This window comes from Vermiculatibacterium agrestimuris, assembly GCF_943193085.1.
Lineage (GTDB): Bacteria > Bacillota > Clostridia > Oscillospirales > Oscillospiraceae > Vermiculatibacterium > Vermiculatibacterium agrestimuris.
Genome location: NZ_CALPCU010000012.1, coordinates 35,616 through 51,406, shown reverse-complemented (window position 1 = coordinate 51,406; position 15,791 = coordinate 35,616). Strand labels below are relative to the sequence as shown.

General features: G+C 60.1%; 17 protein-coding genes. 14 read left to right on the top strand and 3 right to left on the bottom strand.

Annotated features, from left to right (window positions below):
- Window positions 1–63: 63 nt before the first annotated feature.
- On the bottom strand, window positions 64–459 hold the full coding sequence (locus NFR87_RS05795; protein WP_002575861.1) for a replication initiator protein A: 396 nt from the start codon (window positions 457–459) through the stop codon (window positions 64–66).
- Window positions 460–570: 111 nt separating this feature from the next.
- A complete protein-coding gene (locus tag NFR87_RS05790) occupies window positions 571–984 on the bottom strand; it encodes a cysteine-rich VLP domain-containing protein (protein ID WP_002575860.1) in 414 nt (137 codons plus the stop codon).
- A 228-nt stretch (window positions 985–1,212) separates the two neighbouring features.
- Here NFR87_RS05790 and NFR87_RS05785 point away from each other — a divergent pair, with 228 nt between their 5' ends.
- Both NFR87_RS05785 and NFR87_RS05780 read left to right on the top strand, forming a co-directional pair.
- Window positions 1,213–1,476, top strand: coding sequence for a hypothetical protein (locus NFR87_RS05785; RefSeq protein WP_002575859.1), 264 nt, complete (start codon window positions 1,213–1,215; stop codon window positions 1,474–1,476).
- Between the two features lie 78 nt (window positions 1,477–1,554).
- Complete coding sequence (locus tag NFR87_RS05780) at window positions 1,555–2,355, top strand: helix-turn-helix domain-containing protein (RefSeq protein ID WP_002575858.1); 801 nt, start codon at window positions 1,555–1,557, stop codon at window positions 2,353–2,355.
- A gap of 80 nt (window positions 2,356–2,435) precedes the next feature.
- Here NFR87_RS05780 and NFR87_RS05775 read toward each other — a convergent pair whose 3' ends face one another.
- Window positions 2,436–3,656, bottom strand: coding sequence for an MFS transporter (locus NFR87_RS05775; RefSeq protein ID WP_002584949.1), 1,221 nt, complete (start codon window positions 3,654–3,656; stop codon window positions 2,436–2,438).
- Between the two features lie 1,204 nt (window positions 3,657–4,860).
- Here NFR87_RS05775 and nusB point away from each other — a divergent pair.
- From nusB to murB, 12 genes are read left to right on the top strand one after another with little or no spacing between them, the layout of a single operon-like run.
- Window positions 4,861–5,328 (top strand): transcription antitermination factor NusB, encoded by a 468-nt coding sequence (nusB, locus tag NFR87_RS05770; protein ID WP_251447624.1) that lies wholly within the window; start codon window positions 4,861–4,863, stop codon window positions 5,326–5,328.
- Window positions 5,325–6,248, top strand: coding sequence for a tRNA (adenosine(37)-N6)-threonylcarbamoyltransferase complex transferase subunit TsaD (locus NFR87_RS05765; RefSeq protein ID WP_251447622.1), 924 nt, complete (start codon window positions 5,325–5,327; stop codon window positions 6,246–6,248). Before nusB ends, NFR87_RS05765 begins: the two co-directional genes overlap by 4 nt.
- Before the next feature lie 24 nt (window positions 6,249–6,272).
- Window positions 6,273–7,460, top strand: coding sequence for an exodeoxyribonuclease VII large subunit (xseA, locus tag NFR87_RS05760; protein WP_251447617.1), 1,188 nt, complete (start codon window positions 6,273–6,275; stop codon window positions 7,458–7,460).
- 29 nt (window positions 7,461–7,489) lie between these two features.
- Window positions 7,490–7,723 (top strand): exodeoxyribonuclease VII small subunit, encoded by a 234-nt coding sequence (gene xseB, locus NFR87_RS05755; protein ID WP_251447614.1) that lies wholly within the window; start codon window positions 7,490–7,492, stop codon window positions 7,721–7,723.
- Window positions 7,720–8,613, top strand: a complete 894-nt coding sequence (locus NFR87_RS05750; protein WP_251447611.1) for a polyprenyl synthetase family protein — start codon at window positions 7,720–7,722, stop codon at window positions 8,611–8,613. The genes xseB and NFR87_RS05750 overlap by 4 nt, the downstream gene beginning before the upstream one ends.
- A 4-nt stretch (window positions 8,614–8,617) precedes the next feature.
- Window positions 8,618–9,088, top strand: coding sequence for a divergent PAP2 family protein (locus NFR87_RS05745; protein WP_251447608.1), 471 nt, complete (start codon window positions 8,618–8,620; stop codon window positions 9,086–9,088).
- 34 nt (window positions 9,089–9,122) lie between these two features.
- On the top strand, window positions 9,123–10,991 hold the full coding sequence (dxs, locus tag NFR87_RS05740) for a 1-deoxy-D-xylulose-5-phosphate synthase (RefSeq protein ID WP_251447605.1): 1,869 nt from the start codon (window positions 9,123–9,125) through the stop codon (window positions 10,989–10,991).
- Window positions 10,960–11,784 (top strand): TlyA family RNA methyltransferase, encoded by an 825-nt coding sequence (locus NFR87_RS05735; protein ID WP_251447602.1) that lies wholly within the window; start codon window positions 10,960–10,962, stop codon window positions 11,782–11,784. Before dxs ends, NFR87_RS05735 begins: the two co-directional genes overlap by 32 nt.
- Window positions 11,781–12,644: an NAD(+)/NADH kinase gene (locus NFR87_RS05730; RefSeq protein WP_251447600.1), complete on the top strand. Its 864-nt coding sequence runs from the start codon at window positions 11,781–11,783 to the stop codon at window positions 12,642–12,644. The genes NFR87_RS05735 and NFR87_RS05730 overlap by 4 nt, the downstream gene beginning before the upstream one ends.
- Before the next feature lie 3 nt (window positions 12,645–12,647).
- A complete protein-coding gene (locus tag NFR87_RS05725) occupies window positions 12,648–13,097 on the top strand; it encodes an arginine repressor (protein ID WP_251447598.1) in 450 nt (149 codons plus the stop codon).
- A 19-nt stretch (window positions 13,098–13,116) separates the two neighbouring features.
- Complete coding sequence (gene recN, locus NFR87_RS05720; protein ID WP_251447596.1) at window positions 13,117–14,811, top strand: DNA repair protein RecN; 1,695 nt, start codon at window positions 13,117–13,119, stop codon at window positions 14,809–14,811.
- A gap of 29 nt (window positions 14,812–14,840) precedes the next feature.
- The gene (gene murB, locus NFR87_RS05715; protein WP_251447594.1) at window positions 14,841–15,788 is read left to right on the top strand and encodes a UDP-N-acetylmuramate dehydrogenase; all 948 of its coding nucleotides are present in this window, start codon (window positions 14,841–14,843) and stop codon (window positions 15,786–15,788) included.
- Window positions 15,789–15,791: the final 3 nt, after the last annotated feature.

The following is a 15,791-nucleotide window of genomic DNA, read 5'->3' as shown; positions in this document are numbered from 1 at the left end:
CTATATACCGTCAGATTTCCGTACTTCAAGAGGATTGATTTTCGTACTCGCCAAGTACGGTTTTCAGCCCTCCGGCGTACCATAACCGGATTTCTTGAAGTCGGTGTTTGGAACCGCTTCATAGGATTTCGGGTAAATGCGGTTGGGTTTTCCACAGCCCTGTTTCTGGATTTCCACCAGCCCCGCATACTGCAACTCCCGCAGGGTGTTGACCGCTTTCTGCCGCCCGCAGCGGAGCAAAGCGACCACCTCGCAGATGGGGTAGTACAGGTAGACCCGCCCGTACTCGTCCGCCCAGCCGTTCTTCCGGGACAACTCCGCCCGGCGCAGGACAAAGGCATACAGCACCTTCGCTTCGTTGCTCAAGGGCTGGAATGTGGGTGCTTCAAAAAGGAAATTGGGGAGCCGGGTGAAACTGAACGCCTTTTCCGGCTGGTGAATATAAATCGTGTTTGTCATAGCGTGTTTTGTGGACGGTTAGAGGCCCGTTTTCCGGGGCGAATGATAAATGATACCAGCCGCCCCGGTTGAGGGCTTGCGGAGCCTTGCAAATCAAGGCTTTTCCCGCTCTTAACTGTCCACAGCAGACCTCCTTTTCCGTTCACTTTCTGTTTTCTGCCGCCTGTGAACTCTGGCGGCGCAGTCCGGGCAGTATTTGCCCCGGTTGGACTTCGGGACGAACACACCGCCGCACTCCGCACAGCGTTTCAAGTCCCTGTCCCGGTAAATCTCCGCTTCCAGCGTCCTGTCCAGCGGCAAGACCGCCCAGCGGAACCACTTGCAGCAGACGGAGAACGAAATCATCTGCGGACAGGCGCAGGTGTCGCCATCGTCCAGCGCAAGGCAGTTTCCGTCCTCGCAGTTGCAGCACTCCCGGCGTATCAGGCCGCTGGCTCGTCTCTTCTGGGGCGGGGTTATGCGGTAGGGGGAGCCGTCCGGCCTGTGTTCCAGCGGCGGCAGGTGTTGATAGGGTCTTTTGCTCATGCGTCCCTCCGTTTTCTTTGGCGTGTTCTGTTTCCAAGGTGCTTGTCCATCGATGAACTATCCCAAGTCTACACCTTTTTGACCGCCTGTGCCGTATATCCAAGAGGTAGGAAATCAGCCTGAAAAACTCCCTATTTCCACGCTCTCGGATTTGTGATATAATCAAAAAAAGATAAAAGACAAATTCAGGTTTCTGGTCTTCTTGCACAAAATAAAGGAGGAGCTATTATGCAAATTGTTTATATTCCAAGCGAATCAATGTCTGTTCAAGGTAAAAAAGATGAAATCTATAAAAGATATGGGAAAGACTGGAATATTAGAGAACAGGGAGGAGGTAACGGAAATTGGTTGTTGACCAGAAAAAGTGATGTGCTTGTAGATGGAAAAAGTTATCGTACTTTTGTACTTGAACACTACGGTAAATCCAAGCTGACAGCGAAGCTTGTTGATAAATTTCGTGAAGATGTAGCAAATGGTAAAATAAAACTGTAAATGCCTATGCCGTTATGCTATGAGCATAGTACATAGCATAACGGCTTCTCTTTCGTTGAGCTAGCAAGGAGGGTGAATATGTCTTTATCCATACAAGAGCGATTAAAAGACCTACGTGTGGAGCGTGGCTTGACGCTGGGGCAGCTTGCGGAGCAGACCGGGCTTTCCAAGTCTGCGCTGGGCAGTTACGAAACGGAAGACTTCAAGGACATCAGCCACTATGCCCTTATCCGGCTGGCGAAGTTTTACGGTGTGACCGCTGATTATCTGCTGGGGCTGTCTGAAATGAAAAATCACCCAAACGCCGATCTTGCAGACCTGCGTTTGAGTGATGAAATGATTGACCTGCTGAAAAGCGGGAGGATAGACAATACCCTGCTGTGTGAGCTGGCGGCGCACCCGGATTTCCCCCGGCTGATGGCTGACCTTGAAATCTATGTGAACGGAACGGCACTGAAACAGGCGCAGGGTGCAAACGCCATAGTGGACACGATGAGCGCAACTGTTATAAAAAAGCATAATCCTGGCATGAGTGATACGCAGTTAAGACAGCTTATCACCGCCCATATTGATGAGGACGAGTTTTGCCGCTATGTGATACAACGGGACATAAACGGGATTGCCCTTGCTCTGCGGGAAACACACAAGGACGATTTTTTCAGCGTCCCAGAGGATAACCCGCTAAAAGAAATGCTGGAAACTGCTGGTGAAATCGTCAGCCAGGACAGCGACACGGAACAAGCGTACTTGGCGTTTATCTGCAAACGGCTCAAGCTGAATTTTAGGAAGCTGTCAGTAGAAGAACGGAAGTGGCTGAAAAAGATTGCGGAAAAATCCGACTTGCTGAAGAATCCAAAACCGCAGAGAGGACGAAGATAAAAAATGCCTGAACGGCGGTTCTGGTTTTTCAGAACCACCATCCAGGCATTTTGTTTAGTAATAGAAAAAGGTGCAGTTGATTATTGCGTATTGTCAATCTCTCTCAAACCGGGTAGTAAAAATACGGCAAGCGCAACGATGATAATGCCAATTCCGCAAATGACAAACCATTTCTCAACTCCCAGCCGCTCCGCCAGAGGCCCGGAAATGACAAGGCCAAACGGCATGGCGAGGGAAGCGGCGCTTGTCAGTAGAGAAAAAACTCTCCCCAGATATTCTGGTTTGACCGTTTCTTGAAAAATCGCATTTTGCACACCGTAAAATGGAGCGGAAATTCCCATAACAGTACAGCACACAACAAAGACAAGAAATGCGTCTGGCGGCAAAAGCCCGGAGAGCATATTGCTAACGCCCATCAGGAGAACGGAAAGACCGATGGTGTACCGCCGTTTCTTAAAACCGCCCCAAATGCTCAGAATGACTCCGCCAAGCAGCATACCAACCGCAAAAGCAATTTCAGCGGCAGAGGCATGGGCCGGTGTTCCTTTGAAGTATGACATACAGATGAGAGGAAAAAGCGTACTGATTGGCATATAAAAGAACATATAAATTACACCAATCCAGAGCAGAGCAAAGAGGCCCCTGTTTTGCTTTAATACCACATACCCCTCTTTCATATCCTGTAAAAACTGTTGTCTTTTCGTTTCTGGACATAGTTCAGGCGTTGGTATGGACGAAATCGCAACAGTCACACAGGCAAGGATTGCACCCACAATATCTAACAATATAATTGCATTAAGAGGCCAAACAGCATATAAAAACGCTGCGGCAGCTGGACTGATAATCGCACTTACTGCTTGCATGGTCTGCGTGTAACCAGCGCATTTTGTAAGTTCCTCTTTTGGCACAATCATAGGTGTTGCTGCGCTGAATGCTGGAGAATGAAAAGCAGTTCCCGCACTTCGGATTAACAGGACAACCATAATAGACCATACGGGCAATTCCATGTAAAACGCCACCAGCGCCAGAATACCGCCAGCGGCGGCAATTATCAAATCCGCACCAATCATTACGCTTTTACGGCTGTGCCGGTCAACAAAAGCACCTGCAAACGGGCCTAAACAGGCTTGCGGCAAAAATCCAATCAGTGTTGCCGCCGTCAATATGATTGCAGAATTAGTTTTCGCAACCAAATAAAAGATAATGGCCATTTGCAAAATACCGCTGCTAATAAAGGATATTGCTTGTCCGGCAAGAAGTGTAAAATAAGTTTTTCTCCATGAATTGTTGTTTTGGGTCATAATGCGAACCTCCTTTTTTATTGCATTGTTCCTTTGTTTCTGCAATAAAAAGCAGGCGTTGTCCCACAGAGAGGGCAGACGCCTGCATAACAACAAAGCACGAAAAAACACCACGATACAGTTCAAAGACTGCTCGTGTCAAACCTACGTGTTCCTTTGCATACGCACGCAAAAAAAGCCCACCATCATGTGGAAAGGTACTTCTACTTTTTATTGCTTATTAGCGTACACAAATTAACACACGTAAGCCTCCTTCCAATCTCAAACTGTCGCACAGTATAACACACATCCGATAGACTTGTCAACCATTTTTAACCTTGTTTTCCATCTTGTTTTTCCATCTCTTACGGGCAGTAGCAAAGCCAGGCGAGCCAGTCAACGGTCAAGATGAACGGCGCTTTCAGCGCCGCCGTTGACAGTCTCGCCCGTCTTTGCTAATGGGTAATCAAGGCGGGAAAGCCATTTTAGGGCTTTCCCGCCCATTTCAATTTTGGGAGAAGAAAGGCCCCAAAATGAACGAGTGCGGCCAAACACTTTTAGGGATTGGCCACCTTGTCCACCCATCCAGCGGGGCGGCGGGGAACGGTCAAGGCCGGGCGTCAGCCCATTCATTTCAGCCTTGACGGTTTCCTGCCGTCCTGCTACTTTTCCCGGAGTGTGGCCACACATCTGGTCACGGTGTCCAGAGCTTTGGGACTTTTTGTCCCATAGGCCGGGGGCGGAGGACGAGGGACGGGGGCTTTCATAATACGCCCTGTCTGCTGCTGAAATCAGCCCTTTGTTTCCGGCTTACCAGCCCCAAACAAAGCCCTGCTTTCCTGCCGCGTCAAATGCCCTTGCCCTCCCCGGCGGCAACGGTATTTTCAGGGCAACGCCGACAGAGCGTATAACACACTACACTTTGCTCCGCAAAGTCGTGTGCCAAATGGGGCGCTGCCCCCTTTGGAAACCCCCGCAACAAACAGGTGCTATGCACCCAGCCGGGAGCATAGCGCCGTTTGTTGTCAGCAGCCCGTTTCACGGTCTGCGTGTAGTTCCTTGTAAACTGACCTAAAGGCCCTGTGAAAGCAACATATGGGGACAGGAAACAGCGGCAAAGGCTTTCTTTCCCCAAAACCCCATTTTGGGGGTTTATTTTTTGCATATTATGATGTATACTACGGATATAGGAAAATGACCAAAAATGCCCTCGGGAGGGATCCCTATGACAAGAAGCAGTGCCCGTGAGATCGCCGTCCACTTCGTGTTCGAGCTGGGCTTTTCCCATATGACCGCCGACGAGCTGCTCGCCGCCGCCCTGACCCGGCCCGCCTTTGAGCTGCTGGGCCAGGAGGAACCGCTATACGCGGAGTTTCCCAATGTGGAGCAGAAGGCGTACATATCGGAGTTGACGCGCGGGGTCTATGGCCGCGGCGGAGAGCTGGACGAATATATCTCCAAGTACGCCATCGGCTGGAATTTTTCCCGCATCCCCCGGGTGGTGGTGGCCATCCTCCGGGTGTGTATGTACGAGATCCTGTATATGTCCAGCGTGCCCAACGCCGCGGCCATCAATGAGGCGGTGGAGCTGACCAAACGTTATGAGGAGCCGGAGCTGGCCGCCTTCGTCAACGGCATCCTGGGCTCCTTCGTCCGGGAGAGGACTGCGGGGGAAGGGACTGGGGCGGAATGACCACCCTGGGACTGGACACCAGCAACTACACGACCTCGGCGGCCTTCTTTGACGGCCGGGCCGGCGGTAACGCCGGCAAGCTGTTGGAGGTAAACGCCGGGGGGTTGGGCCTTCGCCAGTCGGAGGCCCTTTTCCAGCATGTGAAGGCTCTGCCCGCACGCATCGCCCAGCTCCGGGAGCAGGGAGGGCTGGAGAAGCTCGCCGCCGTGGCCGCCTCCACCCGTCCCAGGGCGGTGGAGGGCTCCTATATGCCCTGCTTTTTGGCGGGGGAGAGCTTGGGGCGCAGCCTGGCCGCGGTGCTGGACGTGCCCTTCTTCGCCGTGTCCCACCAGCAGGGACACCTGGCCGCCGCGGCCTGGTCGGCGGGGCGCATGGAACTTCTGGACGCGCCCTTCCTGGCCTGGCACCTGTCCGGGGGCACCACCGAGCTGCTCTACGTGGAGCCGGAGGGGCGCAATGTGAAAGCGCGGCGCATCGGCGGCACCGCCGACATCTCTGCCGGTCAGCTCATCGACCGCACCGGGGTGCTGCTGGGTATCCCCTTTCCGGCGGGAAAGGGCCTGGACGAGCTGTCCCAAAGCTGTCAGGACAGGCCCAAGCCCTTCCCAGTGAAGCTCGCCGGCCTGGAATTCTCCCTGTCCGGCATGGAGAACAAGGCGAAGGAGCTTCACGCAAAGGGGGAACCGCCGGAGCGGATCGCCGCCTTCACCCTGGACACGGTGGCCCAGATCGTGCGCCGGGCCACGGTGGCGGCCCAAGACCGATACCCCGGCCTGCCGCTGCTCTGCTCCGGAGGGGTGGCCTCCAACAGCCGTCTGCGCTATATTCTCACCGAGTTTTGCCAGGCCATCTTTGCCCAAAGCCAGTATTCCACCGACAACGCCATGGGCGTGGCCATCCTGGCCCATCGGCTGCTCTGATTTGAAATGAGAGGAGGCCCTTTTATGGAATATCCCGTCTATTCGGTCTCCCAGGTCAACCATCATATTAAGAGCCTTTTGGACTCCGATGCCGCCCTCTCCGGGCTTTGTATCCGGGGAGAGGTGTCCAACTATAAGCTCTATCCCTCGGGCCACCACTACTTTTCCCTGAAGGACGAGACGGGGGCCCTCTCCTGCGTCATGTTCCGCAGGGAGGCGGCCTCTTTGCGCTTCCGGCCCCAGAACGGCATGAAGGTCGTCGCCTTCGGCTATGTGACGGTCTACCCCAGAGACGGCAAGTACCAGCTCTATGTCTCCGCCCTCACCGCCGACGGGGTGGGCGACCTCCACGCCGCCTTCGAGCAGCTCAAGGCCAAGCTGGCCGCCCAGGGCCTGTTTGACCAGGCGCATAAAAAGCCCATTCCCCGGTTCCCCAAACGCATCGCCCTGGTCACCTCCCCCGCGGGGGCGGCGGTGCGGGATATGCTGCGCATCCTGGGGACGCGCTGGCCCATGGCGGAGGTCTTTGTGGTGCCCTGCCGTGTCCAGGGGGCGGAGGCCCCGGCTGAGATCGCCGGGGCCATCTCCTGGGTCAACGCCCAGAGCCTTGCCGACCTTATCATCACCGGCCGGGGCGGTGGCTCCATGGAGGACTTGTGGTGCTTCAACGACGAGGGGGTGGCGAGGGCCATCTACGCCTCGAAGATCCCCGTGATCTCCGCGGTGGGGCATGAACCCGATGTGACCATCGCCGACTATGTCGCCGACCTGCGCTCGGCCACCCCCTCTAACGCCGCCGAGCTGGCGGTGCCCGATCAGAATGAGCAGTATGCGCTGCTTGCGCATTTGAACCGGCGCATGGCGAAGGCCATGGAGCGCCGCGTCGCCGAGGCAAGAGCCGCCCTGGAACAGGCGGGGCGGAGCCGGATGCTTCACGATCCCATGTCCTGGGTGGACGACCGCCGCCAGCTCCTTGACCGCCAGCGGGACAGGCTGGGCCATGGCCTGAGCCTTTCCATGGCCCGGGACAAGGAGCGCTTCGGCCGGCTGGCCGCCTCTCTGGACGCGCTGAGTCCACTGAAGGTGCTGGGCCGGGGCTATTCCATCGCCAAGGGGCCCGGGGGCCTTGTGAAGTCGGTGAAGGATGTGTCCCCGGGGGAGGAGCTGGAGCTCCGTGTTGCCGACGGGAGCATCGTCTGCGAAGTGAAATAAGGGCCCGAGCCCATAAAGGAGTGACCCAAATGAGCGCGAAAAAGCTGGATTTTGAACAGGCTATGGCCCGTTTGGAGGAGATCGTCACCGCCCTGGAGCGGGGGGACGCTCCCCTGGAGGAGGCCCTTTCCCTCTTTGAGGAGGGAGCCGCCCTGATGAAACAGTGCTCCTCCGCCCTGGACAAGGCCGAACAGAAGGTCTCCAAGCTCCTCGCCGGTGCGGATGGGGCTGTTGTCAAAGCCCCCATGGAGGAAATGGAATGACCTATCAGGAGAAGTATGACCGCTATAAGACCATGGTGGAGACCCGCCTCGTCCAATTCTTTACCGGCAAGGGACTGGAGGAGGTCATGCGCTACAGTCTTCTGGCCGGGGGCAAACGCATCCGGCCCGTCCTCGTCCTGGCCTTCTGCGAGGCCGCCGGAGGCGACCCGGCACTGGCCCTGGACTTTGCCTGCGCCGTGGAGATGCTCCACACCTACTCCCTGATCCATGACGATCTGCCCTGTATGGACAACGACGATCTGCGCCGGGGCAAGCCCACCTGCCACAAGGTCTACGGCGAGACGGCGGCGGTGCTGGCGGGGGACGCCCTCCAGGCCGCGGCCTTTCACACCGCCCTTATGGCCCCCGGCCCCTGGGTGAGGAGCGACGCGCCCGCCCAGGCCGCCCGCATCTTGGCGGAGGCGGCGGGGGAAAGGGGCATGTGCCTGGGCCAGTATTGGGACACCCTGGGCAAGGAGGGCCACGACGACATCGAAAAGCTGGTGCAGATCGACGATAAGAAGACCGGCGACCTGCTGCGGGCGGCCTGCCTCATGGGCGTGATCGCCGCGACGGGACAGAGGGAGACAGACTCTCGCTGTGTGGACGCCGCAATGGGCTATGCCGCCAGCCTGGGCCTTGCCTTCCAGATCCAGGACGACCTTCTGGACGTGACCTCCACGCCGGAGACCCTGGGTAAGCCCATCGGCTCCGACGCCGACAACGGCAAGACCACCTATGTGACCCTGGCCGGGGAGGAGAAGTGCCGCCAGGCGGTGGAGCGCTATACCCAGCAGGCCAAGGCCGCCCTGACCCAGGCCCGTTGGCCCGGCGGCGGGGAGCAGTTCCTGCGGGATCTGGCGGATGAATTGGGAAGAAGGGAGAAATGAGCCGATGGACAAAAACGCGGTGAGCTTTTTTACCGGAAATCTCATTCTAAACCTCTCCATTTTTGCCTGGGCCGCCGCCCAGGTTCTGAAGCTCTTTGTGGTGCTCATCACCGAGCGGCGGTGGGATTGGAGGCATATCCTCTCCAGCGGCGGGATGCCCTCCTCTCACTCCGCCACCGTCTGCGCCTGCGCTTCCTCGGTGGCCTACCTCTACGGCTACACCTCGCCCCTGTTCGCCCTGGCTGCCCTTTTGGCCATCGTGGTGATGTACGACGCCTTCAACGTCCGGCAGGAGACGGGCAAGCAGGCCCGAATCCTCAACTACATGATGGAGCACTGGGCCCAGATGAAGCCGGAGGAGCTGTTTGACCGGGCGCTGAAGGAGCTGGTGGGCCATACACCGCTCCAGGTCTTCATGGGCGCCGTGCTGGGGATCGCCATGGGCTGGGGCGGGGCCTGGTTCTTCACCCATTGATAGACTGAACTTACCACGAAAGAGGGCAAGGGCCTTGCTGGATATCCCCAACAATCTGCATCTTATCACCGACGCGGAGGCGGAAAGCCTCTGCGCCGCGCTGCGTCAGCGCCTGGTGGAGGTGGTCTCCCGGTCGGGAGGCCATTTGGCCTCCAACCTGGGGGCGGTGGAGCTCACCGTGGCCCTTCACCGGGTCTTTGCCCCGGAGCGCGACCGGATCGTTTTTGACGTGGGCCACCAGTGCTACTGTCATAAAATACTCACCGGCCGGGACGGCCTGATGGACACGCTGCGCTCCTTTGGGGGCGTCAGCGGCTTTCCCAAACCGGGGGAGAGCGTCTGCGACGCCTTCTCCGTGGGCCATGCCTCCACGGCGGTGTCCGTGGCGGTGGGCATGGCCCGTGCCCGCACCCTGCAGAAAAAGGACTACCATGTGGTGGCCCTTTTGGGGGACGGCGCCCTCTCCGGGGGCCTTGCCTATGAGGGGCTGTCCGACGCCGGCGACAGCGGGGAGCCGCTGCTGGTCATCCTCAACGACAACGGCATGTCCATCACCCGCAGTGTGGGAGGCGTGGCGGAGCATCTGGCCCGGCAGCGGCTCAAGCCCCAGTATCTGAGCTTCAAGAAGGGCTACCGAAAGGTGATGGGGGCCTTCTCCCTGGGCCGTCACGTCTACAAGGTGACCCATAAGATCAAGACCGCCGTGAAGGAGACTCTTTTGCCCTGCTCCCTCTTCGAGGATATGGGCTTTACCTACCTGGGGCCGGTGGACGGCCACGATGTGAAGGGTCTGACCCGGCTTTTGAAATACGCCAAAGACCTGGAGGGGCCGGTGCTTCTCCATGTGCGTACGGTGAAGGGCAAGGGCTACCTCCCCGCCGAGGCGGAGCCCGACCGCTTCCATGGCATCGGTCCCTTCGACCCCGTCACCGGGAAGGGCCTCTCCCAGCCCAGGCGGTGCTTTTCCGACGTGTTCGGGGAGAGCCTGTGCGCACTGGGGTCGAAGGACGGGCGCATCTGCGCCGTTACCGCCGCCATGCAGCCGGGAACCGGCCTGGACGGCTTTGCCCAGCGGTTTCCCCAGCGCTTTTTTGATGTGGGCATCGCCGAGGGCCACGCCGTCACCATGTGCGCCGGCATGGCCAAGCAGGGGATGATCCCCGTCTTTGCCGTCTACTCCACCTTCCTCCAGCGCGCCTATGACATGCTCCTCCATGACGTGGCCCTGCAAAATCTCCATGTGGTCTTCTGCGTGGATCGCTCGGGCCTGGTGGGGGAGGACGGGGAGACCCATCACGGCGTTTTCGACGTGGGGTTTTTGGACACCGTTCCCGGCATGACGGTGCTGGCTCCCGCCAACTACGCCGAGCTTGCCTCCATGCTCCGCTATGCCATCCGGGAGGCGAAGGGCCCTGTGGCCGTCCGCTACCCCAGAGGGGGAGAGGGGGCCTACCGGGAGCCGTGGGACGGGCAGAGCGTCACGCTCCTCCGCCCTGGCGCCGACGTGACCCTGGCGGGCTACGGCACCCAGGTGGGCGCCCTGCTGGAGGCGGCAAGGCTTCTGGAGCAAGACCACATCTCGGCGGAAGTGGTCAAGCTGAATATCATTACGCCCACCCCGGCGGGGGAGCTTTTTATGGACTCGGTGGAAAAGACCAAGGCCCTCTGGTTTTATGAGGAAGTCATGGATCAAAACTGTGTGGGCCGTAGGGTAGCCGCTGAGCTGGCCCTGGGCGGCGTACAGACACGGTATATTGCTTTGCGGAATCTGGGCAGCCGTGTCCCGCCCCAGGGCACGGCAGAGCAGCTGCGGCGGATGAATCGACTGGACGGCGAGAGCATTGCCCGGCAGGTGAAGGAGGTGGTGGGCCGTGAAACAGCGGCTGGACGTGCTTCTGGTTGAGCGGGGCCTTGTGGAGTCCCGCCAGAAGGCCCAGGCTCTCATTATGGCGGGCCAGGTTTATGTGAAGGAGCAAAAGGTGGATAAGGCCGGCGCTCCCACCGATCCCGAGGCCCCCATCGAAATTCGGGGGGGCGGCCTCAAATACGTGAGCCGGGGAGGCTACAAGCTGGAGAAGGCCATGGAGACCTGGCCCATTACGCTGACCGGGAAGACCTGCGCCGACATCGGGGCCTCCACCGGGGGTTTTACCGACTGTATGCTTCAAAACGGCGCGGCGAAGGTCTATGCGGTGGATGTGGGCTACGGCCAGTTTGCCTGGAAGCTGCGCGGCGATCCCCGGGTGGTCTGCCTGGAGCGCACCAACGCCCGGTATCTCACCCATGAAGAGATCCCCGACGAGCTGGACTTTTTCAGCGTGGACGTGTCCTTCATTTCCCTCAATCTCATTCTGCCTCCCCTGCGGCCTCTCATGGCTCCGGGGGGGCAGGGGGTCTGTCTTATCAAGCCCCAGTTCGAGGCGGGCAGGGACAAGGTGGGCAAGAAGGGGGTCGTCCGGGACAAGGGCGTCCACCGGGAAGTGCTGGAGCATTTCCTGGATCACGCCAGGGCCGCCGGGTTCGGGGTGAGGGGCATCACCTTCTCACCCATCCGGGGCCCGGAGGGAAACATCGAGTATCTGGGCTGGCTCTCTGCCGGAGAAGAAGAGGGCTGGCAGGGGGATCTTGCCCGGCTGGTGGAGGACTCCCACACCCAATTGTCAGAGCACGATACGCGAGGGGAGGAAGCGCGGTGAAAGTGGTATTAAGCCCCAACCCATACAGGGACAAGGGTCTGAAGGCGGTGCAGACCGCCCAGCGGGTGCTGAACCAGGCCGGGGCGGAGACCTGTCTGGCCCTCCCCTTTGAATTGGAGCGGGGAAGCGTAGAGGTCCCCGGTCATTTGAAATTTCTCCCCATGGAGACGGCGTTCCAAAATGCCGACCTGCTGGTCTGTTTTGGCGGAGACGGCACCATCCTCCACGCCGCCAAGGACGCCCAGGCCCACGGTATGCCCGCGCTGGGCGTGAACTTGGGCAGCGTGGGCTTCATGGCGGAGCTGGAGGTCTCTGAGCTGAACCTCCTCTCCCGGCTCCCCGAGGGAAAATACCAGGAGGAGGAGCGGATGATGCTGGATGTGGCGGTGCGCCGGGAGGGCCGGGTCATTTTCCGGGACACCGCCCTCAATGACGCCGTGATCACCAAGGGGGCCGTGGCCCGGATCATCGATCTGGACGTGCGCTCCGACGGTACGCTGGTGGGCCGCTTTTCCGGGGACGGCGTGGTGGTCTCCACGCCCACCGGCTCCACCGCCTACTCCATGTCCGCCGGCGGGCCCATTGTGGAGCCTGCGGCGGAGAATATCCTGGTGACCCCCATTTGTCCCCACGCCCTCCACGCCCGGTCATATGTGCTGGATCGGAACCGTCTGGTGGCGGTGAAGATGGGCAAGCTCTCCCGGAAGACGGCCTACCTGTCGGTGGACGGGGGCAAGGCCTTCCGTCTGGGCGGCAGCGACCAGGTGGAGCTGCGCCGCTCGGAGGCCAAGGCCCGTCTTGTCCGGCTGACCAACCGGAGCTTTTATACCGTTTTAAATCAAAAATTGGGGAGGACATGACCCATGAAAAGCAAGCGTCAGCAGGAGATACTTGACATTATTGCCGCCCAGGAGATCGAGACCCAGGAGCAGCTTCTGGAGTGCCTGAAGGAGCGGGGCATCACCACCACCCAGGCCACCATTTCCCGTGATATCAAGCAGCTTCACCTGATCAAGGAGCTCACTGCGGGAGGGGTCTACAAGTACGCCGCCTCCCGCCACCGCAACACCCTGAATTTCGCCGGGCGGCTTCGTACCATCTTCCAGGAGGGCGTCACCATCGACACCGCCCAGAACATCGTGGTGCTCAAGACTATGCCCGGCATGGCCAACGCCGTTGCGGCGGCCCTGGACGGAATGGACATCCCCGATCTGGTGGGCTCTCTGGCGGGGGACGACACCGTCATCCTCATCATGCGCACCAGCGAGGACGCCGAGGAGTTCCGGGTCGAGATGCGCCAGATGCTCTCTTGAGAAAAGGGGCGTGACAGCTATGCTCTCTATTCTCCACATCGAAAATATCGCCGTCATCCAGTCGGCGGACATCGTCTTCGGCGCCGGCTTTAACGCCCTCACCGGAGAGACCGGCGCGGGCAAGTCCATCGTGGTGGACGCCATGAGCGCCGTCACCGGGGAGCGAACCAGCCGGGAGCTGATCCGCACCGGGGCCAAGTCCGCCCTGGTCAGCGGGACGTTCACCGGTGTGAAGCCTCTGTATTGGCTGGTGGAGAACGGTCTGGGCCCCGACGAGAACGGGGAGCTGCTCCTCCAGCGGGAGATCCTGCCCGACGGCAAGAACCTGTGCCGGGTCAACGGCCGGCCGGTGACGGTGGCCCAGCTCAAGACCCTGGGCCGCCAGCTGCTCAACATCCACGGGCAGCACGATGGCCAGCAGCTGCTGGATGAGGGCTGCCACCTGGGCTATCTGGACCGGTTCGGGGCGCTGGAGGGGACGCTGTCGGTCTATCAGGAGGCCTATGGGGAGCTGGCGGCGCTGGAGAAAAAGATCGCCGCCCTTCAGATGGACGAGGGGGAGAAGGCCAGAAGGGTGGATACCCTGCAATTCCAGATCAATGAATTGGAGCGGGCCAACCTTGTAACGGGGGAGGAGGAGACCCTCAATGAGCGCCGGGATATCCTCCGCAACGCCGCTGATTTGGCCCAGGCCGCCCAGGGGGCCCATTTCGCCCTTTCCGGGGATGAGGACGCCCCCGGAGCGGCGGCCCTTTTGATGGAGGCGGAGCGGTGTCTGGAGGCGGTGGCGGGAGTGAGCCCCGCGCTGGACGAGCTCCGGGAGCGGCTCACCGACTGCCGCTGTCAGGCCCAGGATGTGGCGGACACCGCCCGGGATCTGTCTGGCAGCTTCGACTTTGAGCCGGGGGAGCTGGATCAGCTGGAGGGCCGTCTGGATCTTCTCTACCGGCTGAAAAAAAAGTACGGCGGCAGCGTGGAGGAGATGCTGGGCTATCTGGAGCGCTGTCAGGCGGAGCTGGACGAGATCCAGTTTGCCGACGACGCGCTCCTCCGTTTGGAGCAGGATCGGGCCAGGGCGCTGGCGGAGGCCCAGAAGAAGGGCCAGCTCCTGTCTCAGGCGCGGAAAAAGGCGGGGAAGGCCCTGGAGGAGCGTATCCAGGAGGAGCTGGCCCAGCTGGATATGCCCAAGGTGCGCTTTCGGGTGGAGATCCTCCCCTTGGAGAATGAAAAGGGACTGGGCGCCGACGGCATGGACGCCGTCCGCTTCCTCATGTCCGCCAACGTGGGGGAGGAGCTGCGGCCCATCCAGAAGATCGCCTCGGGGGGCGAGCTGGCCCGGATCATGCTATGTCTGAAAAATGTGCTGGCGGAGAACGACGACGTGGGCACCCTGGTCTTTGACGAGGTGGACACCGGCGTCTCCGGCCGGGCGGCCCAGAAGGTGGCCCAAAAGCTCTTTCAGGTGGCCCGCCGCAAGCAGGTGCTCTGCGTGACCCACCTGCCTCAGATCGCCGCCATGGCCGACGTCCACTTCTCGGTGGAGAAGGGGGAGCTGGGCGGGCGCACCTACACCCGGGTGGAGGAGCTCACCGACCAGCGCCGCAGGGAGGAGCTGGCAAGGCTCACCTCGGGAGACCACATCACCCAGACCGCTCTGGACAGCGCCGGAGAGCTGCTGACGGAGGCGGCGGGATACAAGAAAACGCTGAAATAGGCATACACTGGCAGGAAGGAGGGATCGCCATGACTTTGTTGGAAGGATTGGAAAAACGGCTGCGGGAGGAATGTCCCTTGCTGGAGCTGCGTAAAAACGAGCCCATGAGCAGGCACACCTCCTTCCGGGTGGGCGGCCCCGCCGCCCTGATGGCCCTGCCCAAGACCCGGGAGGAGGCCATGGACGCCGTCCATATTGCCTACCGGCAGGGGATCCGGCCCTTCTTTCTGGGCAATGGCACAAATCTGCTGGTTTCCGACCAGGGCTATGACGGTTACGTCATCAAGACCACAGGGCTGGAGCGTTTGGAGTGGGTGGATTTCACCTACAGCGGACGCAAGCTGGTGGTGGGGGGAGGGGTGTTTCTCTCCCGTCTGGCGAACTTCGCCGCAGAGCAGGGCCTCACCGGTCTGGAGTGGGCCGCCGGCATCCCCGGTACGGTGGGGGGTGCGGTGGTGATGAACGCCGGGGCTTATGGCGGAGAGCTGTGCCAGGTGCTGGAGAAGGTCAGCTACCTGGTGGAGACCGGCGACGTTCTGAGGATGGACGCCGGGGCCTGTGAGTTTGCCTACCGCCACAGTATTTTTTCCCGGCTTCCGGAGTGGATGGTGCTGAACGTTTCCCTGCTTCCCCTGGCGCAGGAGGCTCCGGCGAGGATCCGGGAGAGGATGGCGGAGCTTGCCGAGCAGCGCAGGGCCAAGCAGCCGTTGGAGCACCCCTCGGCGGGGAGTACCTTCAAGCGCCCGCCTCCGGTGGACGGAAAGCCCGTCTACGCCGCCGCCCTCATCGACCAGTGCGGGCTGAAGGGCCTGACGGTGGGGGGCGCCCAGGTGTCGGAAAAGCACGCCGGGTTTATCATCAACCGGGGCGGGGCCACCTGCCGGGATATTTTGAAGCTCATGGAAGAAGTGACGCGCCGGGTACTGGCCGAGACCGGCGTGGAATTGGAGCCGGAAGTCAAGACTTTGGGAGTGTGAAGG

Bases quoted from the DNA above. Each gene is read 5' to 3' on its own strand.
- NFR87_RS05795 (WP_002575861.1), bottom strand. From the start codon at position 459: ATGACAAACACGATTTATATTCACCAGCCGGAAAAGGCGTTCAGTTTC.
- NFR87_RS05790 (WP_002575860.1), bottom strand. From the start codon at position 984: ATGAGCAAAAGACCCTATCAACACCTGCCGCCGCTGGAACACAGGCCG.
- NFR87_RS05785 (WP_002575859.1), top strand. From the start codon at position 1,213: ATGCAAATTGTTTATATTCCAAGCGAATCAATGTCTGTTCAAGGTAAA.
- NFR87_RS05780 (WP_002575858.1), top strand. From the start codon at position 1,555: ATGTCTTTATCCATACAAGAGCGATTAAAAGACCTACGTGTGGAGCGT.
- NFR87_RS05775 (WP_002584949.1), bottom strand. From the start codon at position 3,656: ATGACCCAAAACAACAATTCATGGAGAAAAACTTATTTTACACTTCTT.
- nusB (WP_251447624.1), top strand. From the start codon at position 4,861: ATGACAAGAAGCAGTGCCCGTGAGATCGCCGTCCACTTCGTGTTCGAG.
- NFR87_RS05765 (WP_251447622.1), top strand. From the start codon at position 5,325: ATGACCACCCTGGGACTGGACACCAGCAACTACACGACCTCGGCGGCC.
- xseA (WP_251447617.1), top strand. From the start codon at position 6,273: ATGGAATATCCCGTCTATTCGGTCTCCCAGGTCAACCATCATATTAAG.
- xseB (WP_251447614.1), top strand. From the start codon at position 7,490: ATGAGCGCGAAAAAGCTGGATTTTGAACAGGCTATGGCCCGTTTGGAG.
- NFR87_RS05750 (WP_251447611.1), top strand. From the start codon at position 7,720: ATGACCTATCAGGAGAAGTATGACCGCTATAAGACCATGGTGGAGACC.
- NFR87_RS05745 (WP_251447608.1), top strand. From the start codon at position 8,618: ATGGACAAAAACGCGGTGAGCTTTTTTACCGGAAATCTCATTCTAAAC.
- NFR87_RS05725 (WP_251447598.1), top strand. From the start codon at position 12,648: ATGAAAAGCAAGCGTCAGCAGGAGATACTTGACATTATTGCCGCCCAG.
- recN (WP_251447596.1), top strand. From the start codon at position 13,117: ATGCTCTCTATTCTCCACATCGAAAATATCGCCGTCATCCAGTCGGCG.
- murB (WP_251447594.1), top strand. From the start codon at position 14,841: ATGACTTTGTTGGAAGGATTGGAAAAACGGCTGCGGGAGGAATGTCCC.